The 23,520-nt window shown below is 37.6% G+C and carries 15 protein-coding genes and 1 pseudogene; 8 read left to right on the forward strand and 8 right to left on the reverse strand.

The window, feature by feature from the left end; genetic code table 11:
* Nucleotides 1-542: IS66 family transposase (locus tag AC19MX_RS12105; RefSeq protein WP_498298322.1), on the forward strand; the 542-nt coding region annotated here is incomplete at its 5' end.
* Nucleotides 543-591: 49 nt separating this feature from the next.
* Nucleotides 592-5,157 carry a hypothetical protein gene (locus AC19MX_RS12110; RefSeq protein WP_498298324.1) on the forward strand — a complete coding sequence of 1,522 codons (4,566 nt, stop codon included), beginning with the start codon at nucleotides 592-594 and terminating at the stop codon, nucleotides 5,155-5,157.
* Between the two features lie 464 nt (nucleotides 5,158-5,621).
* Here the strand turns inward: AC19MX_RS12110 and AC19MX_RS12115 are convergent, their stop codons facing one another.
* Nucleotides 5,622-6,161, reverse strand: a complete 540-nt coding sequence (locus AC19MX_RS12115) for a VspR family transcription factor (RefSeq protein ID WP_498298325.1) — start codon at nucleotides 6,159-6,161, stop codon at nucleotides 5,622-5,624.
* A 130-nt stretch (nucleotides 6,162-6,291) separates the two neighbouring features.
* On the opposite strand from AC19MX_RS12115, the gene AC19MX_RS12120 reads away from it, so the two are divergent.
* Together AC19MX_RS12120 and AC19MX_RS12125 are read left to right on the forward strand one after the other, a co-directional pair.
* Entirely contained in the window at nucleotides 6,292-6,498 is a 207-nt protein-coding gene (locus tag AC19MX_RS12120) for a helix-turn-helix domain-containing protein (protein ID WP_498298327.1), read from the forward strand.
* A 174-nt stretch (nucleotides 6,499-6,672) separates the two neighbouring features.
* A complete protein-coding gene (locus tag AC19MX_RS12125) occupies nucleotides 6,673-7,479 on the forward strand; it encodes a DnaJ domain-containing protein (protein WP_498298329.1) in 807 nt (268 codons plus the stop codon).
* Between the two features lie 187 nt (nucleotides 7,480-7,666).
* Here the strand turns inward: AC19MX_RS12125 and greB are convergent, their stop codons facing one another.
* The 4 genes from greB to gmtY are packed head-to-tail and all read right to left on the reverse strand — an operon-like array spanning nucleotide 7,667 to nucleotide 15,239.
* Complete coding sequence (gene greB, locus AC19MX_RS12130) at nucleotides 7,667-8,134, reverse strand: transcription elongation factor GreB (RefSeq protein ID WP_498298330.1); 468 nt, start codon at nucleotides 8,132-8,134, stop codon at nucleotides 7,667-7,669.
* A gap of 19 nt (nucleotides 8,135-8,153) precedes the next feature.
* Nucleotides 8,154-8,777: a gamma-mobile-trio protein GmtX gene (gmtX, locus tag AC19MX_RS12135; RefSeq protein ID WP_498298332.1), complete on the reverse strand. Its 624-nt coding sequence runs from the start codon at nucleotides 8,775-8,777 to the stop codon at nucleotides 8,154-8,156.
* A 1-nt stretch (nucleotide 8,778) separates the two neighbouring features.
* Entirely contained in the window at nucleotides 8,779-13,929 is a 5,151-nt protein-coding gene (gene gmtZ / locus AC19MX_RS12140; protein ID WP_498298333.1) for a gamma-mobile-trio integrase GmtZ, read from the reverse strand.
* Nucleotides 13,926-15,239, reverse strand: a complete 1,314-nt coding sequence (gene gmtY, locus AC19MX_RS12145) for a gamma-mobile-trio recombinase GmtY (RefSeq protein WP_498298335.1) — start codon at nucleotides 15,237-15,239, stop codon at nucleotides 13,926-13,928. The genes gmtZ and gmtY overlap by 4 nt, the downstream gene beginning before the upstream one ends.
* Nucleotides 15,240-15,367: 128 nt before the next feature.
* On the opposite strand from gmtY, the pseudogene AC19MX_RS12150 reads away from it, so the two are divergent.
* Together AC19MX_RS12150 and AC19MX_RS12155 are read left to right on the forward strand one after the other, a co-directional pair.
* Nucleotides 15,368-15,706, forward strand: a pseudogene (locus AC19MX_RS12150) (GreA/GreB family elongation factor); the annotation flags it as partial.
* A 144-nt stretch (nucleotides 15,707-15,850) separates the two neighbouring features.
* Nucleotides 15,851-16,735: a DMT family transporter gene (locus AC19MX_RS12155; RefSeq protein WP_432400686.1), complete on the forward strand. Its 885-nt coding sequence runs from the start codon at nucleotides 15,851-15,853 to the stop codon at nucleotides 16,733-16,735.
* A 312-nt stretch (nucleotides 16,736-17,047) separates the two neighbouring features.
* Here the strand turns inward: AC19MX_RS12155 and AC19MX_RS12160 are convergent, their stop codons facing one another.
* The 3 genes from AC19MX_RS12160 to AC19MX_RS12170 form a co-directional block, all read right to left on the reverse strand.
* A complete protein-coding gene (locus tag AC19MX_RS12160; protein WP_498298337.1) occupies nucleotides 17,048-17,722 on the reverse strand; it encodes a DUF2238 domain-containing protein in 675 nt (224 codons plus the stop codon).
* Between the two features lie 1,135 nt (nucleotides 17,723-18,857).
* A complete protein-coding gene (locus AC19MX_RS12165; protein WP_498298339.1) occupies nucleotides 18,858-19,706 on the reverse strand; it encodes a universal stress protein in 849 nt (282 codons plus the stop codon).
* A 31-nt stretch (nucleotides 19,707-19,737) separates the two neighbouring features.
* Nucleotides 19,738-21,228, reverse strand: coding sequence for a SulP family inorganic anion transporter (locus AC19MX_RS12170; protein WP_432400694.1), 1,491 nt, complete (start codon nucleotides 21,226-21,228; stop codon nucleotides 19,738-19,740).
* A 679-nt stretch (nucleotides 21,229-21,907) separates the two neighbouring features.
* On the opposite strand from AC19MX_RS12170, the gene AC19MX_RS12175 reads away from it, so the two are divergent.
* Together AC19MX_RS12175 and cyoA are read left to right on the forward strand one after the other, a co-directional pair.
* A complete protein-coding gene (locus AC19MX_RS12175; protein WP_229785805.1) occupies nucleotides 21,908-22,297 on the forward strand; it encodes a hypothetical protein in 390 nt (129 codons plus the stop codon).
* Nucleotides 22,298-22,469: 172 nt separating this feature from the next.
* Nucleotides 22,470-23,519, forward strand: a complete 1,050-nt coding sequence (gene cyoA / locus AC19MX_RS12180; protein WP_498298341.1) for a ubiquinol oxidase subunit II — start codon at nucleotides 22,470-22,472, stop codon at nucleotides 23,517-23,519.
* Nucleotide 23,520 lies beyond the last annotated feature (1 nt).

The raw sequence follows: 23,520 nt of genomic DNA on the forward strand, positions 1-23,520 counted from the left end.
TCAAAGAAGCGCTAATAGCACAAGGCAAGCCCAAAGTAGGCAAAATCAGTAAAGCGGATATGGCGCTGAGCATGATAGCCAAGCTGTACCGTATTGAAACCCAAATACAAGCACTGAGCCTGGAAGAACGATTGTATTTTAGGCGCACCCACTCACGTGCTCAGCTGGGGTTATTTAAGCAATGGTTGGATAAATCAGTGCTGCAAGTATCAAAGGAAAGTCCGCTAGGAAAAGCCATACATTACAGTCTCAATCAATGGTCAAAGTTGAGTTGTTACATAGAAGACAGCCGACTCAATATCGACAACAACCGTGCAGAGCGGGCAGTAAAACCGTTTGTGATAGGGCGTAAAAACTGGCTATTTAACCACAACCATCGCGGCGCTGAGGCGAGTGCAATTTTGTACAGCATCATAGAAACGGCTAAAGCGAATGGACTTATCCCGTTCGATTACATCGAACACTGCTTAGAGCAATTATCCTACCCTGATTGTGACCTCAACAATCTCTTACCCTGGCAGGTTAGGCTAGACAAGGCGTAGTTCGCCGGACGCATACTATTGCTCAGGGTAAAGATGGAGTTAAGGATATATGATGCCAGTAAAGGAAACGTTAGAAGAGCAGTTAGATCAGCTTAAAAAAACTATTTTGACTCTTAAACCGGCTGGAAATACTGGGTTTGAAGGCTTTGTTCGAGCTATTCTGACGGAACTCACAAATATCCCTTTCCGATTGGCTTCAAGCGGTTTTCAAAGAGGGATAGATGGTGAGTCTGCATATCCAAATGATGCAATATGTTTTGAAGCTAAACGATATTCTGGACCAATTCCACGAACTGAAGTTTTGTCTAAAATAGTAGATTTAGCCAATAATAAAAATTCACCAGATCGACTTTGGATTTTGGGAGCAACGACAGAAGTAAGTACTCAGTTAGGAAACGATTTACGCGAAGCTGGAAATATTAACGCTATATCAATTCTAATATTAGATTGGGTAGACGATCCTATACCACTGATGGCAGTGGCCACAGTTGCAGCAAAAAACATTGCAATAAATTTCTTAATCGAATATTGCGACCCTAAACCTGATTACAAGAAACTTGAACAAATTTTTAAGTCTATTCAGGCGCACTCTGGCTTTGAAAGTTTGTTGCAACGACTGTTAATAGAATTAAAGGTACCTACTTTAGCAAATGCATGTGCTATCGAAACAAACCAGAAATGGAAAGTCGAATCATTCAGTTCTGCAAGCATTGCAAGTGCCAGATTGGGGCAGTCAATAGCTGTTAATGCGCAGCCTGACTTACCAATATTACGTAGTCATTTGCAAGAACAAGTATTAAATACTCTACATAATAGTAATAGCGTTATTCTCTTAGGTGATGAGGGACAAGGGAAGTCATGGCTCGCAGCAAAGATTTGTTGTGCTCATAAAGGCTTAACTATCTTTATGAGTGCGGAACAGTTTGATGGTCTTAATTTGTCACCTGAAGATATAGATGAGCTTTTAATTAGAACAATAATTAAGCAGACCAACAACATAACCGATACAGCAATAATACATAGATGGCGTCATAGATTTTCATCCTGGAAAACTCAGCCTCCCGAACCTCCATTGTTAATTGTAGTGGATGGAATTAATCAACGACAGAACATTAAATGGGATCGCATTTTAAATACATTAAATCTTAGATTAAACGCTATCGGTGGATCTATGTTAGTAACAGTGCGCCCACTTTTCTGGCAAAAAATGATAGCTCCTGGCATAAACTTTAAACCTAAGCAAATTGATGTAAAAGAGTGGACTGAGAATGAACGAAACCAACTGCTAAAACATTATGGGATCAGCCTAAAGTGGCTTGATGATACAACCCTAAAAATCCTCTGTAACCCTCGCTTACTAGGAGTTGCAATTGCGGTATTACCTCATAGTAATTCTAACGTTTGGATCGGCCTTACGATTGATAGAATACTCTTCGAGCATCTTCGAGCTTCACAACGTGAAAATTTTGAAAATGAAAAATGGTGTGAATTAACTACGCGTATCAGTAGTCATGCTAGGAAAATACTGCAAAAATTACCTATATTATCAAATAATTCGCTGCGACAGTTCGAATCAGAATCCAAGGCAGTTATTGAAACTCGGTTTTTCAGAGCACTCCCTGGCCCTGGAGATACCTATGAACTTCGTAACGAAGGACTAACACTAGCTCTTGGCTATACGCTAATCGATCAGCTATGGCAAACACAGAATGCACATGAAAATTTAAATGAAAGTATTGCACATTTAATAGATCCTATTCGCGCAATGGATCGCACTGTCGATGTTCTCTTTACGTCACTTATGATTTGTGCACTAGATTCAACCCGTTTTAATTCTAATATTTTTAATGTTCTCCTTCAGGCTTTTTCTGATCTTCAGAACGTTAATGAGAAACGGTTTGAAGAGTTTGTGAGCATTATAAAATATCAACCTGAAGAGTTTTTTAATACGCTGAAACACCTACTCCTTGATCGTAGTCTTCGACTGAATAAAGACTGGTTCATTCATGCTGCATTCGAAATATCTGCCACTGAAGAGCTGTGGCCTGTTGTTGAGGATGCTATCAATCATTGGCTTAAAAGTTACAACAAAAATGCCATTGAGCAGGTAAACCGTTATCAGAAGGGCAGTTTGGATGACGATTTAAAAATCCTAAAGAAGAGGGAAAAGAGTATTCAGGAGGTAATTACTAGCTTATCGCCAAATGAACGTACTGTTTTAGACGGCATGACAGAAGTTAAAGGTGACACAGGTACTCTTTACACTACAGCATTAAAACTGATGGCAAGTCACCCTTTAGCAGTATTTGCTGATAGCTTTATAGCATTAGGGATTGGTTTTGCTCTCGATGAGGATACACATGCTGCAAAAAATGCTTTTCAACAACTGACAACGTTTAATAATATAGATCGGCATGTTAGTAAGAGTAAATTCATGTTAGCAATTGAACCTTTACGCCAACCTAATACATCAAGGACCGGTAAATGGACTATTGTTCGCATGTTAAATGCAACAGGTGATATAAATGCGGCTGCTGAAGCTCTAATAATTGCAAAAAAGCTCCGTGAAAATATGGATTTCTGGGAACCTTTACCTAGTAACAACTGGCGTCAATCAACTCCTGCCGATCCCGAAGCTACAAGACCAGTAGATATTGATAATGGATTAAATCACTTTAAAAACATCGAAATTGAAAAGTTAATGCATGCATTTTCATCCAGTGGCGAAGATATTGATTACAACAAGCTTCTTCCGATAGTATGTCGGTTTGAACCAAATTTAGCCCAAGAAAAGGCTCTATCGTTATTATCAGAGTTATTGACCCGAACCGATATGCCCCTACGACAACTAATAGTTTGTGCTAAGGAACATACACTCTTAATGACTCATTCTTTAGCGATTAAAATAATAAATCGTGTGCACAATACTAATATGATTAAGAGCCTTGCTGAAACAGAGCAAGATACAATGAGGTTATTTATTTTTAAGCATATAGCCCCTTTATTATCAGCGGCAGAACAACTAAAATGTATGTCTGACACATCATTTGGTACAGACTATTTATTAACTGTCATTCCAAGTATTAAACCTTTAAAAGCATCTGACATTCTCAAGTTACTTACACTAATTGAGAATAGTAAAAATGAAATTTTGACCTATAAAATTCTCGCTGCAGCTCTTTACGGAAATGTTCTTGTCACACCAGAGTTTGAATCATGTATATTCCATTACCATACTTCTACATCTTTTAAGCTTCGTTCAATTTCATTCGAATTAGCATACAAATATGATCTTAAAACGATTAGAGATGCACATGTAAGCAGTAAGTGGTCAGGACTCAAAGAGAATAGAAATAGTTATGAATTTTGGTTTGGTTCGCTTCTACTCATCGACGCTTGTGTTAAAAAAGAGATTAAAGTTGAAGAAATATTAAATAGAATCAGTCCAAAAACTTGGTTTATCGCTGCAAAATTAATTGGTGATGATGCTATAAACATAGTGAGAAATATTTTTATAGCAAAGCTACAAATTGCAATAAAATCAGTAACAAAACTAACTTTGCCATCTATAGACCTTACACTATCGACAGATGGTAAGTCTTCATATCCTTTACTATCCATAGATGATACAGAACGTAATCAAGTTCGATTCAACAATCCTGGGTCTATTGATGACTTTGAGAAAATGCTAAATAATGATAACTACTTTAATGATAAACAAGAACGATTAAGAACATTATGTAATAATTTCTTAATAATATTGGAAGACACTGATGCGCAACTCTTAATTGAATGTTTAAACATTGAAGATTTGAAACTAATCCTTAATGATAATCATGCATTTACACATAAATTAATTAATATCCTAGATGAAGCCAATGATTTTCAATTTATATGGCTAAGAAACATTGCTTTTATACTCGCGAATATGGTTTCTTATGATATGCCAAATAAATCAATAAGCCTTTTTAATCGTTCATTGAACGCATCTGGTTTAGTAAAATTTTCTTTTGGTGATGATTTAACTTTAGAGCATCAAGCCATTTGGTCGAGTAGTTCTTCAGAAGTGATGATTGAGCTTTGGCGAAAACGCCTTCTAAAATCTGAAAATGACGAGATTCTTGCTCGTGAAGTAATTGCGGCTGAACGTTTTGGCGCAAAAGATTTTATTAGAGATATAATCATAACGATGGCTAAAAGCTCATCAACCCTTGATCAAGCATATGCCATTACTATGGCTGGTTTTTCTACACAGTTAGAATTAGAGACTATTATTAATAAACACTTGGATAAACCAGGTATAACTGGTATAGCGGCAAAAAAAGCAAAAGTAGTTTATAACATGTGGATTTGGGCAGAAAAATGGACTCGAGATATGATTTTGGCTAATTCAATTGAAGAGTTTTGGCGGAATTTGATAATTTCTAAAACCTGTATTGATGCTCGTGTTCCTGCCGATTTACTTCAACATACCAAATGGGCTCAGTATCACCCAACGTTTACAGAATCTAGAAATGCAGCTATAAAAGAGCAGAATAAAAGTCGAAAAAAGACATTAGTCGGACAAAATAAACCTGAGGCTATTTTTATTAATTCTAGAACTATTGATTTTTAAATAAACTTTCTTCTGTTGATATATATAATACAGAATAAAGTGCCTTTATCATCCCTACAGGGCTACCGCATGAGTGTACATTTTTTACTCACAACGAATGATTTCAATGTAGAATCACTTCAAATCATTCATGAAGTGATATATATCATTCCGAACAAATGTAGTTTGATAAATACCTTCGATTTATTCATAAAACGTTCGAGTTCTCATCCTGGTCGCTTAACGAACCTAATATGACCAAATTCAGCTGAACAGGTCAAGGTATTATTGGGAACATCATATATTCTTGGTTTCCTTAGTTAGGAAGTATTATTGGTGCGATTACTCAAAACATATTAATCAAGACAATTATACATATATGAAATATACGAAATATACGAAATATACGAAATATACGAAATATACGAAATCAAACAACTTCTTTACTACGGTGTTTAATTTATTCTTAAACTGTCTTATTTTAACTATTTATATTGATAAAGTATTACAGACTTAAGGGCTCTTATCTGACCTAGTAATTTTGAACTATGCTCTATTGCGAGTAAATTTTTCGATTGAATATGTTCTTTGATCTCGGGAAACAAATGATAAAGACGCTGATATTCATCAGATTCACCAACACAAGCAAAAAAATCTGCCTGGTACTTGTTAAGCCTCTTTTTTTCAGCAGTAAATTTATCATCAGAAATAATATTTTTCCGAGATGATAAACTTATGCTATCAAGATCAGTAATGCTGAATATAAACTTTGATGTATAAAATGACATTGTCTTTTGATAAAAAGTAACGTTCACATCATCATTGTAATGCTTCTCTATAGCACCATAACCAACTAATCTATTGATTTGTCTATAGATAAATTGATATACATCACGTGCACTATAACTATTTGGGGAGATAAGAAGATATGCATCTCGCAGATCTCTGATTTGAAAGTTTTTAAAACTTTCATCTCGGAGAATGGTATGTACTACTGAGCTGATTTTGATTGGAGCTTTTGACATAACTTCCCCGCATAGCTTTGTTTTTCACTCATTCAGAGTGCTAGATAGATAAAAAAACCAATTGCGGATTATAGTCCGTGGCTTTATAGGCCGCAACTTTAGATAGTCTTTATTTTTAATGAGATTAAAAATGAAAGACTTAGCTGTACAATTTGGAAGCAAACTAAAAGCTAAACGCAAAGCTCTTGGGATATCACAGGACAAAATGGCTTTATTAGCCGAAATTGATCGCAGTTATGTAGGGAGAATTGAGCGTGGTGAGGTCAATATTACATTAGCAAAAGCTTATCAACTAGCTGAAGTACTGGGATGTGATCTGAAGAGCCTACTGCCTTGACTAAAAGTTAAGTGGCTGTTTTTAAAAGAATTAAATAAAAAGTCTGGAATAGATTATACCCAAGAAAATTCTATGTCAGTCGAGAAATACAATACATAAAAGCTCTAAATGTTATTGCATACCAATATGTTAGGTGACAGAATAATAATTACACACTAAATATAGAAATAGAACATGGCAACATATAACGAAATACTAGGTACAAATGAAAACTCTAGTACGGAAGATATTAAAAAACAATACAAACGTATGTCTATAAAATGCCATCCCGATAAAGGAGGTTCAAATGAACTTTTCAAAATAATAAAATTAGCTTATGATAAAATAATAAAAGGAAAAGGAGAAGAAGAATACGCTTCAACTAATTTTAAGAATGAGAAAATAATAAATGATTTTAGCGAACGTTGTAAAGAATTAGAACTTAATAACTCAAAATTACAAAAAACAAATAGTGAACTATTACTTGAAAAATCAAAAATATCTACTGAGCATTACGAAAAAACATCAGAATTAGAAAAAAATCTGATTGAGTTAGAGTTAAAAATAAAATCATTAGAACAAGAATCATTTAAATCAAACAAAAACAATTTTAATAAAAAAGCAATTGCTTTCACGTTAATGATATTTGCTTTATGGCTGACAATTGAGTCGATAAATATAGGTAGCAATGGCATAGCAGACAAAAATAACGAGACGAGCATTGATGAGGAGATTGAGTTTCATCTGGTGAATAGTCCGCCAAAAAATAATAATCTTGGACTGTATTTAGGGAGTTTTAAAAACAAAGAAAATGTATACTCTTTGATAAATGATCTAAATAAAATCGGCTATAAATTAGAAATTTATCGTGAGAGTGACGTTTACATGTTGTTTGTAACTATTGATAAAAATGAAAAAAATATCATTGATGACATAATTTTAGAAATAGAAAAAAATACGGGATTAAAACCAAAAAGCTTAAAGAACCAACAAATAGACTAAAAGATCTGAGATGAATTTATAACAGAACATTCACAACCGATCACAATTCTTGTTAAATTTTAAATGTAAAAACTTTGATTAAACCAGCTTTGTTATTATAAATAACAATAATAATTAGATACTATATAATATCTAATTATTTATCTCTATAAAATACTGAATAATTATAACTTTCTCTTCTAAATAGTTAATAATAAATAGAGTTAATATACCATGTCAATTCACCTGCAGGAGTTTTAACTATAACCTCATCATCGACCTCTTTTTTTAAAAGAGCTCGAGCCATCGGTGCATCGATAGAAATGTAATCTTTTCGACCATAAATCTCGTCAGGTCCTACAATTCGAAATTTTCTTGTTTCCCCTGCAATGTTTTCAATTTCAACCCAGGCTCCAAAGAAAATCTTGCCGTCTTGCTCCGGTGAATGCTCAACAACTCTCACTGCTTCAATGCGTTTTCGAAGGAACCTAACACGAGAATCAATTTGTCTGAGTAATCTCTTATTTTCTTTGTAGTCAGCGTTTTCGGAGCGATCACCAAGACTAGCAGCCCAAGTCACTTTCTTAGTGATCTCAGGCCTGTACTCACGCCAAAGGTAGTTAAGTTCTGTATTCAGTTTATCTAACCCTTCAAGAGTTATTAGATTGGTATTCAAGTGATGTCCTGTTCTCTCATTACAAATACTTCAATGCTTTTTTAATCGCATCTAAGGTTGCGACCGGAAAAAAAGTATCTTTATTATCGCTTGACAATATACTGCCGTTTGGACCTAACTCCAAACCTAAACGCCTCATAAATTCACTAGAAATAAGATACTCAAGAGCTTCTCGCTCTAAGTTCGTGAGTTTTGAATGTGCTGTATTTGATGAGCCACCATCATAGATTTCTATGATTTGATCAATCGGTACAATCTCTTTTACTAACTTTTCTGCCAATAATTTCTGAGAGTAAAGTATATTTGCTTGAAGCTTAACGACAGGATCTTTAAGGTCGTTAATCCAAGCATAACTCTTTCCTTTATTTGATTTAATTGAGACTTTTTCTGGTTGAGAAGACGCATCCACAAAACTAGCTATGAGAGTCCTGTATGGCTCTCCTGTCTTATTGCGAATACTTTGCCCCGCTGGAACCCCTAGCCCCTTTCCAAGACGGGCAATAGTTGAATAGCTAAATTCACTTAGGCCTCTATCTTGTTGCTCAGAGCAGATCTGATAGATCGCATCTAATGAATTTTGAATTCGAAAAGAAGCAGTTTTTTTAAGCTGCTCAAGCACTACTTTAGGAGATATTTCAGTCATGTTAGTCTACCAATTTAAGCGATGTGGATTTAGCGAATAGCTCTTTTAGTTCCGTAGTAGAAAACCTTTCATCCTCAGAAAAATCATTCAAGCAAATATCTCCATTGATTAAGCGATTTACTTTTTCCCAACTTTTAAGTCTTGACAGCATAAGCTGGGTCATTTGGTTGCCAATTGCAAGTTGTTGATCTTCAGTTAAAAAAACAAACTTTGGCGTTAATCCGTTTTGAATTAACATTCTATCGAGTACTTGGCTTCTTCTTGTCACTGCAAGTTCATCACTACAGCTATGATAAAGTTCTGCATTTTCACATACTTCTGATAGTTGTTGAAAAGCACTTACATCTGTCAGTTCAAAAGTAACTTCAAATTCATGTGGCACAATTAATTGTAATTTTGAACTATCTTGTTTTTTTTCTTGATTAATAACTTTCTGACAATTAATCAGATATTTATTAATAGAATTCATATCTGACATATATAAATCCATTTTTTTTGCTCTAGTTTCAATTTCGGAATTTAATTTTCTTCTGATAGCTTGCAGACGCAGTTTATCCTTTTCTAATTTAGCCAAATATTCTTTATTTTTTTGTTGATAGATCTCATTCGAGAGGATTTCTATCTGATTTATAGTCTCACTTAAATTTTCTTCTAACTTTATGTAACGATGTGATTGAGTATTAATAGCTAAGCTAACTTCATTAAATAGTGCTGATAACCCCATCATAAATGCAGGCCCAGTAACAAAGAATCTGCATTGAATGCAGTTTTGTTCACCTAGATAACCCGCTATTACTGGATGATAAAGATTTGCCTTCATTGCAACGGGCAAGCCACCATCGTTACAAAATGAACCACCGACAGGACATATGCCAAAGTCCTTAAACAGGTAACTAGTTGCCGGTCTAGTATTATTTATAGTCTGTAAAAACCCCGGAGAATCAGCTATTAATTGACTTTTACAATGTTCAATTCGTTGTGATTCAATAAAACTTCTTAGAGTATCAGCTCCTTTGCTAAATGCTTGCTTCTCACCAAGCTGAACCCTCTCTCGGATATTAGCGCCAGTTTTCCCACTTTTAATGTAGTAAATTGACATTACAATAGACGAGTGGCCAACGAGCTTCATAATCACTTCAAGTGGCATACCAAATTCATATGCATAAGCATTTATTAAGCTCACTCGCATTGAGTGTGGAGTGTACTCCGACTTAAACGGCGTAAGGGGGATACTATCTAGTTGCTCTAGCAGATGATGGCATTCTTTGAATTCTTGACCGGCATAAGTTGCGGAGAGTAATTGATCACCAGACGAGTAAAAGAGTGCAGCAGCTAATCTAGAGGTTAAACGCCCAGTAAATATACCCGGTTCTTGTTCTCGAAAGTCTCGAAAAAGGAAACAATTAACACCTTTCTGCTTTCTCTGTATCTCATTTAAATTAGTACGGATACAATTCAACCATTTTGTAGGTTCTGTTATATGATTATATTTCTCTTGCCACTTCCTCAGTTTTATAAGCCAATATGCCAAATCTAAAGGCATAAATGGGATAGCATAACCTTCACCATTAAAATTGGTTTTATTTGAAGTATAATAAACACCAAAATCATTATCTTTAGTTTTACTCACCATGCTTTTTTGGTGAGTTAGACCTGCTAGTTTACTTTTATTTTTTTCCCAGAAAACTTTTCCATTTTTAATATCTGCTAGTTCAACATCAGCCTCTCCAGAGTCACAGTAAACAATTTGTCGTCCTCTCGCGGGTAACTGCATTAATGCATAGGTATATGTCCAATATATAGGTAACCAAAGAAATATTTTCTCACCGACTTCTTTAATTACACAGTCAGGGTCTGATCGATCAATACGAGATAGGTCATCTATAACGATCCAATCTGTTGAAAATTTTTGAAGATGTTCAAGGTCAGAATAACTAGTTTTCCCCTGTAAATTACTTGGTGGAAAAATCCATTCTCGAGCACTTTTTACAAATTGATAAGGCAAGGCTAATTTGTTTGTTTCATTAAGACTAGTTGGTGCTTGCTCTCCGTCAAAATTTATGTGGGAGAAAGGATTTCTTGCTCCTTTTATTCTAGAAACCTCTCCAGTTTCAGTATCTTCAAGTGTTAAAAAATTAATAATATTCCAATTTAAAAATTCATTTATTGAAAATAACCATTTCCTCTTACGTACCACAGACACCGTTTCAAATAAGTCTAACATTGGCTGTATATTCGTTCTACCACGAGTTAAATACTCTAACGGTGACAATTCAAATTCATGAGGTTCTATATATTCGCGTACAAACTCACACAGATCTTTTATCTTAGTATCACCTCCTTTTGCTAGCTTCAAAAAACTAGCGATTGATTCAGCCCATTTACTCCATTTTTGATCAAAATATTTTATTTGATATGGTCTAGTTGTACCGAAGAAATCATAACTACTCTTCCAACCTGAATATTTATAAGTTTCCTCTGGTGATGAGGGTATTTGGGGATCATTTAATGCTGATCTCATCTCTTTATAATCAGAGGTTTTCAGACATTTATGACTTAAAACTATCTCTCGCAAGCGCTCGTAGGAGTAAGGTCTAGAAATATTTAAAAGATCATACCAATCGATCCAATTAGAAAATTTTTTATCTGGTTTAGCCGGTAATTGCTTATATTTTTTTTGAATCACTCTATATTCTTGAGAGTTACCTATATTTAAAATTTTACACGCAACTCTTAAACTGGATAATTCAATTATTTTTTCCGGGAGTAAAAAATCTTCCCAACTTATCCATACTTCAGAATAAAACTTGGAAGGCGTTGCCGGCAAGAGATTGTCTCTTTTATAGTTTTTTTGATATTCTGTTGCTGTTGCAATTAATAACTTTTGGGCCGATTTTTGGGCCTCAAAATAAGTGCTGTACAGCCTATCTGGGTACTCTAAAAAATTGTTCCAACTTTGCCACTCTGAGCTATAAAAATTTTTTGGATTAGCCGGGAGACGAGGATCATTTTTATAAAGTTTTTTATAATGGCTACTCCGCTTTATCCCTAGTAATTTAGCTGCAGCTTTAGACTCCTCTAGTGTGGAGTATACTTCTATTTTTCCCAAAAAAGATGCCCAGCTTATCCATTCATCCTTGTATAGCCTCTCAGGGACTGAAGGTAATTTCGAATCTTCTTTATAACGTTTTTTATATTCAGTCCCAGTTCTTATTGCTAGTTTTTTAATAGCCTCTTGAGCATCATGAATATTGAGATAGAATTTATTTTCTAAACCTAAAAAATCGTTCCACCCTTGCCACTGAGTCGGGTATAACCTTTGGGGGTTAGATGGTAAATGCAAATCCTCTTTATATCTCTTTGAATATTCTAATCGTCGTTTAATTATTAACAACTTTACAGCTTCTTTCGCTTCATCATATGTAACATAATATTTTTTTACCCCTAAAAAATTGACCCAACTTTGCCATTCTGACTCATACGTACTTTCAGGACTTGATGGTAGTTTTTCATCTTTTTTATAATATTTCTTATATTCTATTCTACTATTTATTTTTAATGCCCTTACGACTTGTTGTGCTATTGCCAATGAAGGATAAAATTTGTTTTCTTTCCCGAAAAAATCTTTCCAGCTTTGCCATTCAAGTTTATAAAAACTTTTAGGGTTAAAAGGCAATTTCGAGTCTTTTTTATAGTATTTTTCATATGCTTTTTTTGTTTTTATGCCTAACCTATTAACCGACTCTTGAGCATCTTTTATAGATTGATAAATATTTTTTTTCGTTCCTAAAAACAAACCCCAACCTTGCCATTCATGATTAAAAAAACTTTTTGGGTTTGGTGGTAATTTTGGGTCTTTTTTATACTGTTTCAAGTATTCTTGCTTAGTCATTATTCCTAGTGTCTGCGCCCCCTCTTTAGCATCATTTATAGTGGAATAATATTTACACTTTATCTCCAGAAAGAATTGCCAACTTATCCAACTCTCGGAAAAATAATTATGCGGATTAGATGGTAACAACGCGTCTTGCTTATAATTTTTATTATATTCATCTCTAGTCTTAATCCCCATTCGTTTAACTGCTTTTTGAGCACTTTTAAGATTTGAGTAAAAAAATTTTTCAACACCCAAAAATGCTGGCCAACTTTCCCATTGTTCAGCATAAATAACTTGTGGTGATCTTGGTAATAAACGGTCTTGTTTATAACGTTTATAATATTCATTTTTAGTTTTTATTGACAATATACTTGTTGCATTTTTTGCTTCATTAAAAGTTAGATAGTTTTGTTTTAAATTATCTAAAAATATTCCCCAGCCATTCCATTCATTAGCATAATAGTCTTGTGGTACAGCAGGTAAAAGGCTATCTTTTTTATAATTTTCACTATATTCTATTTTAGTTTTTATTAATAATGCTTGAGTTGCTGCTTGAGCTTCTTTAAGATTAGAATAAAACTGTTTTTCGGTTCCAAGAAATACTGCCCAACTTATCCACCCCCCTGCATAAGTTCTATACGGGTCTGTAGGTAAGCGTGAATCTCGAATACAATTTTCTTTATATTCATGACGATTTCTTATTCCTAATAAACAGGCAGCTTTTTGAGCGTCCTCAATACTCTGATAGTATTCCTTATTTGTGCCTAAGAATACTGTCCAACTTTCCCATTGTTTATAGTATTTATCCTTAGGAGATGCAGGTAATAAGCTATCTTTTTTATAATTTCTCTCATACTGTTCTTTAGTCGTTATGTTTAATGACTCTGTGGCTTTTTTAGCTTCATCCAGAGTAAGATAATGTCTTGGTTTAAAATTAAGAAATACTCTCCACCCCTCCCATTCGTTTGCATATAACTCTGATGGACTTGATGGAAGACGCGGGTCATTTTTATAGTACTTTCGATATTCGTTGCAAGTTGTAATATTTAAAAGCTCAGTTGCCTTCTGTGCCTGAGAAATGGTCAAATAATATTTATATTTTATACCCAGGAAACTTGGCCAGCTTATCCATTCGCTTATATAAAAAATATTGGGGGTTGAAGGTAAAAGAGGATCTCGCTTGTAGCTTTTCAGATAGCTAGCTCTGGTCGTAATGCCTAAAGATTGTGCGGCATTTTTTGCCGAACTTAAATCTTTATAAAAATGCTTAATCATAAGCCTAATCCTCTTGATAGAGCTCTAATGTCATCATTTTGTGGATTAAGGTAAGTCAAGCAACTAAAAGGGCTTTTATGATGCATTGCTTTTTGTATTTCAAGCTGACTAAAACCAGCTTTACTTAGACGATATCCATATGAATGCCTATGTGAATGGGGAGTAGTACCAAGGTTTTTACTTGACTCCAATCCGATACGTTCAACCGCACGTTTATATTTTTGTATGAAATTTTTCTTTGATTCTGGCTCACCATTTGAATTAGTGAAAAGGTACGGATGATCGCCACTGATTCGATTTGCTAAAAAGTTTTCAAGTAACCATGTAAATTCAATGGCTTTACTATTTGGAAATATCATCACATCAAATGAATGATTACGATTAGTTAATAACGGCTGTTTCCAGCCAGAGTATAGTCTATGTGAACGTTTATATTCATTACGCGGTTTCTGTCGGTATCGAATATTTAAATATTCTCTACGATTTGAGATTCCTTTTTCTGGGCTTGAACCATCGCTCGGATGAAAAACTGAAATAATCGCTGCACCACTTGAGGCATCTATCGCTATATCATTGATATATATATGAAAGCATTCAGATAACCTAATGCCACCATAATGCATAAGCATGATAATTAACTGGCTTGATAAATCAACCTCCCCACTTCGATTACTCACACATCCATACCGCAGTAAATTTTCAAAGTATTCTTCAGGAAAACGATGCACAGACTCAACTGAAAGCATGTGATTAATTGGCCCATTAACAGTCCGAATAGCTGAAAACCTATTCATGGAAGGATTACTCAAATGATTCAAGAAACAATTTGCTTCTCGCTTATAATAAGCGCACCAGCGCATACGCTCTTCTGCTTTCGTAGCTTTTCTCATAGGATTTAGATTTGGAACATCATATCCATAAGTGTGGTCTAGATAATCACAATAAGAATTAATATGTCCCAAAAGCACGTTTACATCTTCAACTTTACGCGGGTGCCAATACAAATTTGAGCTATCTATCTGTGAATCATCTATTGAACCAAAACACATTCTATCTACAAAGGATCTCAATAACTCACTAGCTGATAAAAAATTTTTTTCATGTATATTTATGAAGTTAAGTAATAATTCAATAGCAAAAGTATTTCGTTCAAGCCAAGATTGAGATTTATTACGCTTTGAATATAAGAATCTGAGGTGTGAAACTAGAACACCTTTTTCTGTAATCAATGCAGGTAAGCTAACAATTACAGCAAATTGATTCGCTTTGTAGTCCACGCGCCTTTTTAATACGTAAGCCAAAATAGTCACTCATTAATTCATACTATAAGTTATATAGTTAATGGTTCTTATAATGTCAAAGTTATAAAAATAATTAGTTATTTATTTTTCTTCGAGTACTTATAAATGATTTAGTATATATTTTGCAGTGGTACTAATACACCTTCAACAAGCGTTTATTAAGGCAAATAGACCGTAGAGTGCGCTACTTACGCAAGCTGTTACCCGAGCTTAAAATCGTTTATTACGCGCCAGAACAAGAAGGCAAAGTGTTTTTTGGTGCCGTTGTCGAAATCGAAAACGATGCTGGCGACATTAAAACCTTTAAAATTGTCGGCCCAGAAGAAATCTACGACGAACGCAAAGATTACATCTCTATCGACTCACCCATGGCGCGCGCGTTACTCAAAAAAGAAGTCGACGACGAAGCCGTCGTCAGCACGCCTCAAGGCAATAAAACCTGGTACATTAATAAAATTACCTATACCAAAGCCTAAAAGTGATTTAGTGTTGCCTAATCGATAGCTAATAATAATCAACCAGTTAACGTATGTATCAAGCCTTTTTCACTCACACATTACTCAAGGTAGCTGTGTTTATCACGTTGCGTTAATCGCTTTGCATTCCCAATAGGTGTCATATTGAACAACACGAAAGGCAGTCTCTACATGGTTTTTGCAATGGCCGCTTTTGCCATTGAAGACATGCTGATTAAGTCCGCAGCCGAAACCACTTCTTTAGGCCAAATCCTGGCATTGTTTGGCCTCGGCGGCATGCTGATTTTTATGCTGCTAACATGGCGTAAAGGTCAAAAAATACTCCATCCGGCCATACTCACTGCGCCGATTTTAATCCGTGCAGTCTGCGAAGTGACTGGCCGCTTCACCTTTGCGTTAGCCATCACTCTCACACCACTCTCAAGCGCCTCGGCAATATTACAAGCCACGCCACTGATTGCCATGATAGGCGCAGCATTATTGTTTGGTGAACACGTGGGGGTTAAAAGATGGATTGCCGTACTTGTAGGGTTTATTGGGGTGTTAATGATTATCCGCCCAGGACTCGCTGGGTTTGAAGCTAACTCACTATTCGCAGTCATCGCCACATTAGGCTTTGCCGGCCGCGATTTAGCCACCCGCGCAGCCCCGCCGGTGTTATCGAACATGCAACTTGGGGTTTACGGATTCTTTGTATTAATCCCAGCAGGTATCGCTATCCAGTTATATCAAAATGAGCCAGCACAACTTAATACCACAGCATCACTGCAAATCATCGGTGCGATTATTTTTGGTGTTGCCGCCTACAACGCCCTCACCATCGCCATGCGCGCTGGAGATGTCTCGGTCATCGCCCCCTTTCGCTACACCCGCTTATTATTTGCCTTGGCGTTGGGCATATTCATATTCGGTGAATCCCCAGACACCATGACGCTACTCGGCAGCCTACTGGTTGTCGTCAGCGGCGTTTACACGCTCAGCCAAACACGCAAAAAAGTCAGTTCGAGGGTGGTGAATAGCGAAGCCTAATGGGCAGTGGGATTGCACAGGGTTTAGTTGTAGCATCAATGATCTTATGGCTTGTGGCCATTAAGATCATGTTGCTTCACTCTCTGGTGAGAGTGAGGCACCAGAGACTGACTCGTTTTTGACGATGCTTGTTAGCTATTTTCTCGTCGGGACGACAAATTTAATGAAGTCGAATTTAATGAAGTTGAAGTGGAGCTGAGTAACATTTACCCAACTCTGGAGTCAGCGAAGCGCAACTGCGTTAGCTCGTTTGTGGCCTTAGGTCATACAAGGTCTGGGTAACCATAACAATTCAACTTGCCTCAGCTTTGCTTAATCCCCGTTATGTTTTACTGTTAGGCTTAATCGCCATTGCTCTCGAAAGTCTTTTTGAATACGTGAATGGATAAACAGTGTTATCGCCATCGCTATAAATCCGCCTAGACTAGCGAGTGCCATATCCTTATGCGCATCCCAAATGTCACCCTGGGTGCCTAAATACGCCATGCCAAGTTCGCCACCAAATATCTCTGCGGCGCCCCACTCTACTAACTCATATAACATCGATGTCGACATTATCAGGTTTAACGGCGTGAAATAACTCCAAAAGCCTTTCACGTCAGCAATCTTGCAATACAAATCTCTCACTGGATATGCCAATAAAAAGCCGTATGCGAAATGAATCAATCGATCAAAGTTATTACGCTCCCAACCCATATATTCGTTAAGGCTAAAATTAAAATACGACTGCAGAAATTCATCATAGGGAACATTGGCATAAGTATAATATGAGCCGATTTCATGCAAACTCATAAAGACAAATATCAGGCTATAAGAAAGCCGCGATAATGGGCATTTTTTATAGGTGAACACCACAAAGATGGCAGAGAAGACAATTAACACATTCTCAAGCGCCCAATCAGCTCGATTATAAGGGTTGATAGAAATAACAATAAATTCAATAACAAAGATGATTGAAAGCAATAAAAAATATCGTTTATGTTCCATAGAATGTTGGCCATTGTGAATTAAAGATATTTTATGGCATGTCACAGTTTACTTAAGGCTTGCCTCTCAACATCACCTGCTAAAAAATCTTAGGCAACAAACACCTACGACTCATAGATTGCATTTATCACTACGTCATTATTGATGATACGCTTTATTTTTATACAATAAACCCATACGCCAATATTTCAATGCTAAATCGTTTATTTAACACAACATATCATCTCTGATTTTAAACAAGAATAGGCTTTAACTCTCTGCCTCAATGTGGGCGAATAGCCATGAAAAAAGCCAAAACAAAGATAAAACGCTTAGGCGTAGTAGACTCAGGCATTAGCAATTAGGTTGGTTGGCCATGATTAACCTTCCTTACTAACTTTGATGCCAAACCGAGTTAATTTTTTGATTTTAAAATGTACAAATTCAACTCTGAACTTGAGGCTGTTGAAGAAAATGACGTGAGTCCTGACATGGATGTCTGGCTAGCTTTAGAGGGGAAGGGACGCCCCATCTGAAGCGTTAGCATTTTCGAATAAGACCGAAGAACACCGAAATACGGTCAAAAGCTTGATTCAACCACGTCGCGAAATTATCGCTTTTCAGATAATTTTGATGTGGCGGCTGGGAGTTCCAAGAGGGAACAGCCGTTGGTTTCCTCTTGGTCTGGTGTGGGCGAAGCGCCACGACGTTAGTGGCCGTAGGCCATCAGAAAAAGTAAAACAAACACCTGGATCCCGGCTCAAAAGCATTGCCGGGAGGACGAATTTAATGCTGACGAATTTTATGAAATCGGGTTTAATGAAATCGAATTTAACTAAGTCGAATTTAACTAAATCGAATTGAATAAAGTTGAATAGAATCAAAGTGACATTGATTCATACTCTGGAGTCATCGAAGCGCTACGACGTGAGTGGCCGCAGGCCTTAAATAACCATAACGAAGCCATAAACAAAAAGCCACCCCGACATACAATGCCGGGGTGGCTTTTTAGCTAGCACTTTTAACTTTTAGCTATCAACTGACACTATTAACTATCGCTATCAAGGTTTAGCTATCAGCACTTTGTTCATAGCTAATCATTATTCGCTAATCGCAATCCGCTAATAACCGTTCGCTGTCAGCTAATCCATTATGATTAACGCAGCAGTAATAACGGGATTTTGCTTTTGCTGATCATTCTGGTGGTATTGCTACCGACAAAAAACTCACGAATACGTGAATGACCGTAAGCACCCATTACCATTAAGTCGATATTATTGGCGACTTGATAGGCTTCTAATGCGGTTTGCACTTCACCCTGACACACTGCTGTACTTACCGTAAAGTCTGCACTGCTTAAGGTGTCAGCTGCCGCTGCAAGTTCGGCACTGGCTGTCGTTTGATTGTCTGACACCATCACTAAGTGACACGCTAAGCTTTTAAGTAAAGGGCTGGCGGCAACTCGGCCAAGGGCCTTTTTAGCGGTGGCGCTGCCATCGTAAGCAAAGATAAAACGCTCAGGCGCTGTAAACTCTGCCATAACAACCAAAATAGGTTGCTTAAGCGTGCGGATAACACTCTCAATATGGCTACCAATTGGTTGGTCCTGGTGTTGCTCACCTTGACGTCCCATGACCACTAAACGTGCATTTGGCTCTTGTTCTAACAAGGTTTCAATTAAGTCGCCATGGCGCTGTAAGGTATCGACTGACACTGTAGATTGTTGGTCAGTTACACGCGTTTTAGCATCTTCGAGCATGTATTTGCCTTGCTCGAGTGCCAGTTTGCTTCTGCGGCCTTCAAGCACCACCATTTCGTCAAGTAGATGCTCACGCGTTCCTAAACCAATGTTGCCAGATAAATTCAACTGAGTTGGATACACCGACTTATCTAATACATGTAACAAGGTCACAGGGGCATCTAATTGCTTAGCCGCCCATCCACTGGCATCACATACGGCTAAGGTTGCTTTTGAACCGTCGATACAAGCAATCACATTTGTCATTATTGTTCTCCTTTTGTGGTGTTGCTCAGGGTTAGTGACCAGACATCATTTTTTCGACTTCTTCAGGTTTATCGTGCACCCCAAATTTATCAACGATGGTCGAACTGGCTTCGTTTAGGCCAATTAAATCAACCTCGGTGCCATCACGACGGAATTTAATTACTACTTTATCGAGTGCCGATACTGCGGTGATATCCCAAAAATGCGCTAGTGATAAGTCGATAGTCACTTTATCTACCACTTCTTTAAAATCAAATGATTGGCTGAACTTATCTGCCGAGGCAAAAAACACCTGGCCAACGATTTGATAATGGCGGCCAGTTTCAGCAGTAATCTCTGAACTTTTAACCACCATGAATCGGCCCACTTTATTGGCAAAGAATAATGAAGCCAATAACACCCCTACAAATACCCCAATCGCCAGGTTATGGGTAGCAACAACCACCACAACCGTGGCCACCATCACAAGGTTTGTCGACATTGGGTGGTGTTTAAGGTTACGGATTGAATCCCAAGAGAAAGTACCGATAGACACCATGATCATCACAGCAACCAATGCTGCCATAGGGATAAGCTTTAACCATTCGCCGAGGAATACGATTAAAATCAGCAAAAACACACCGGCTGCAAACGTTGATAAACGGCCACGGCCGCCTGATTTAACGTTGATAATTGATTGACCAATCATCGCACAACCCGCCATACCGCCCATTAAGCCAGCGCCAATGTTGGCAATACCTTGGCCTTTACACTCACGGTTTTTATCACTTTGGGTGTCGGTTAAGTCATCAACAATGGTGGCTGTCATCATTGATTCAAGTAAACCAACCACCGCAAGACCTGCTGAATAAGGCAAGATGATCATTAAGGTTTCAAGGGTTAATGGCACTTCTGGCCACAAGAAGATAGGCAATGTATCTGGTAACTGCCCCATGTCGCCTACAGTACGAACATCGACACCCATAAATACCGCAAAAATGGTTAATCCCACGATGCACACTAACGGTGACGGCAATGATTTACCGATAACAGGGATAAGCGGGAATAAGTAAATAATCCCAAGGCCTGTGGCAGTCATGGCGTACACATGCCAAGTCACGTCAATGAGTTCTGGCACTTGCGCCATAAAGATTAAAATCGCCAAGGCGTTAACAAAGCCGGTCACCACCGAGCGCGATACAAAGCGCATTAAGTTACCGAGTTTTAAGTAACCTGCGGCAATCTGGAATACACCGGTTAATAAGGTGGCAGCCAATAAATATTCAAGGCCGTGCTCTTTTACTAAGGTCACCATTAACAGTGCCATTGCACCCGTTGCAGCAGAGATCATCCCTGGGCGGCCACCGGTAAACGCAATCACTACCGCAATACAGAACGAAGCATATAGCCCCACTTTAGGGTCGACACCGGCAATAATCGAAAAGGCAATTGCCTCTGGAATTAACGCCAGTGCCACCACAAGACCGGCTAATAGATCGCCGCGGATGTTGGAGAACCATTCTTTTTTCATGGTTTGTATCATGTTATTCACTCTGTTTAAAATTCAGTCATTTATTTCAATAGTACGTGCTGATCCGAAACTGAAAATACCGCAAACAGTTTCTAAGATGTTGATCCGTCATGCAACGAGATGCTATCAAATATGGGGTAAAGCAAAACAGCCACTACAGATGGATTGTCGCAATCCAATACGGGAGGGTATAGCTAAATGCGGCTTAGTTCATGCAAGATTTTGCTTTAAATACACGTATGCACCTCAAAGCAGCGACAAAGAATATAGTTCAGCCCGTCTAAAGTCAAAATCTGTCGTAAAAATAATCGATGTTTCGCCTTATTAAGCCTCATTTGCAGCGATGTTTCAGTACAATATTTTCACTGATCATATCCGATAAAAGTAGCGCCTTTTTTAATAGACTCAGCCCAAATCCATTTTAAGATGGCTCACGTTTATCTGGATATTTTGTGTGCGGTCGATCACGATTTTAAGCTTAATAAGACCTGAAATGATGAATGCCAGGTTAAATATGTAAACAAACAGTATAAATAATGTGCTATTTCAGGTTTATTTAATCTTTACGCTGTTTTACGGCCCTTAACTACTTTCAATTAATAGCTGCTTCTTGTTATTCTCCTGCCGTATAACAACTCGCATGGTTTTTGATGCGACAACCACTTCATTTACGCTCAGGCGGAAACGTTTTTTGAATCCAACTCTTTGCCAAAAACTTGTTACGCCGCTAAGCCGCATAGCAAGCTTGTCTAAATTGAGTAAAGCACATTTAACTTTGTGTTTCGGATTACTGTTGCTGCAACCTTTAGCCGATGCGTTATCGATTTCGGTTGGTCACTTTATTGATATCAGTGAGTTTATCGCGATTGCAGACGGCCTATTGGCTGAGTTTGTGGGTGCGGGCTTACTCAGCTTAATTGTGCTTAACCCTATGGTTATTGAACAATTTTGGCGTTTGTTTCATCTCAATTCTAAATTTAGCAATCTGCTTGAACTCAGCGATGCGCTCAGTGCATTATCTCCTGTTATTCCTAAGTCGTTAGACTATACGGCACACGGTTGCCGCGCCCCTCCTCGTTAACTTTCGTTTTAGCTCAATACTCAACAACTCGTTATGACACCCACTTTGACATCAAAGTGAACAACTGCCGTTTATAGGCCAGTTAATGCTGTGTTTGCGTGTTGCTCTCAATCTGTCACAACCTTATGGGATTGGCAGCGTAGTAAGCTTTTAAGGTGAGAGGAATCTTCCTTTGTTAATTCGAAATTTAAGTAAACCAGCACTGGCGGCATTGGCATTTGTGCTCGCCGGTTGTGAAGGCGGCGTACTGGATCCCAAAGGTCAAATCGGCATCGATGAGAAAAACCTCATTATAGTGGCAACGCTACTGATGCTGATTGTGGTTATTCCGGTCATTTTTATGACGCTGTACTTTGCGTGGAAATACCGCGACGGCCGCGACCAGGAGATTTATGCGCCTAAATGGGCACACTCAACCGCCATTGAAGTAGTGGTGTGGGTAGTACCGATTATTATCGTGATCATTTTGGGTGTTATCACCTGGAATTCGACACACGATTTAGACCCCTATAAACCGCTTAAACATGACGCAAAACCCGTCACGGTTGAAGTAGTGTCGCTGGACTGGAAGTGGTTATTTATCTATCCAGAATATGGCATTGCCTCGGTTAACGAATTGGCCTTCCCTGCCAACGTGCCGGTTAACTTCAAAATCACTTCAGACACGGCGATGAATTCATTTTTCATTCCACAGTTGGGCAGCCAAATATACTCAATGGCAGGTATGACAACCAAGCTACACCTTATCGCGAATGAACCTGGCACTTTTGACGGCATTTCTGCTAACTACAGTGGTGCAGGTTTTACCGGCATGAAATTTAAAGCCATTGCCACACCTACAGCAGATGATTTTGATGCCTGGGTTGCTAAGGTAAAACAACAAGGTCACACCTTGGATGTTGAGCAATATAAGCAGCTCGCTGAAAAGAGCGAAAATAACCCTGTGCAATATTACGGCTCAGTACAACACGGCATGTTTAATTACATTGTAATGCAGTATATGCATCCAGACTCGAACATGAAATCTATGGGCAACATGGAAGGTATGGAAGGTATGGAAGGCATGCACGACATGGGCAACATGAAATCAATGTCTGGTATGGATCACACTCAACATATGCAGCATATGAAAGACATGGACGCTGAAAAACATCCCGAACATCCATCACCTACACACTCAACCACAGAGCATTCTTCAACTGCTTCTGGGGAGGCGGAGTAAT

The organism is Shewanella sp. MF05956, assembly GCF_059758055.1.

Bases quoted from the DNA above. Each gene is read 5' to 3' on its own strand.
- AC19MX_RS12110 (WP_498298324.1), top strand. From the start codon at position 592: ATGATGCCAGTAAAGGAAACGTTAGAAGAGCAGTTAGATCAGCTTAAA.
- AC19MX_RS12115 (WP_498298325.1), bottom strand. From the start codon at position 6,161: ATGTCAAAAGCTCCAATCAAAATCAGCTCAGTAGTACATACCATTCTC.
- AC19MX_RS12120 (WP_498298327.1), top strand. From the start codon at position 6,292: ATGAAAGACTTAGCTGTACAATTTGGAAGCAAACTAAAAGCTAAACGC.
- AC19MX_RS12125 (WP_498298329.1), top strand. From the start codon at position 6,673: ATGGCAACATATAACGAAATACTAGGTACAAATGAAAACTCTAGTACG.
- gmtX (WP_498298332.1), bottom strand. From the start codon at position 8,777: ATGACTGAAATATCTCCTAAAGTAGTGCTTGAGCAGCTTAAAAAAACT.
- gmtZ (WP_498298333.1), bottom strand. From the start codon at position 13,929: ATGATTAAGCATTTTTATAAAGATTTAAGTTCGGCAAAAAATGCCGCA.
- AC19MX_RS12160 (WP_498298337.1), bottom strand. From the start codon at position 17,722: ATGGAACATAAACGATATTTTTTATTGCTTTCAATCATCTTTGTTATT.
- AC19MX_RS12165 (WP_498298339.1), bottom strand. From the start codon at position 19,706: ATGACAAATGTGATTGCTTGTATCGACGGTTCAAAAGCAACCTTAGCC.
- AC19MX_RS12170 (WP_432400694.1), bottom strand. From the start codon at position 21,228: ATGATACAAACCATGAAAAAAGAATGGTTCTCCAACATCCGCGGCGAT.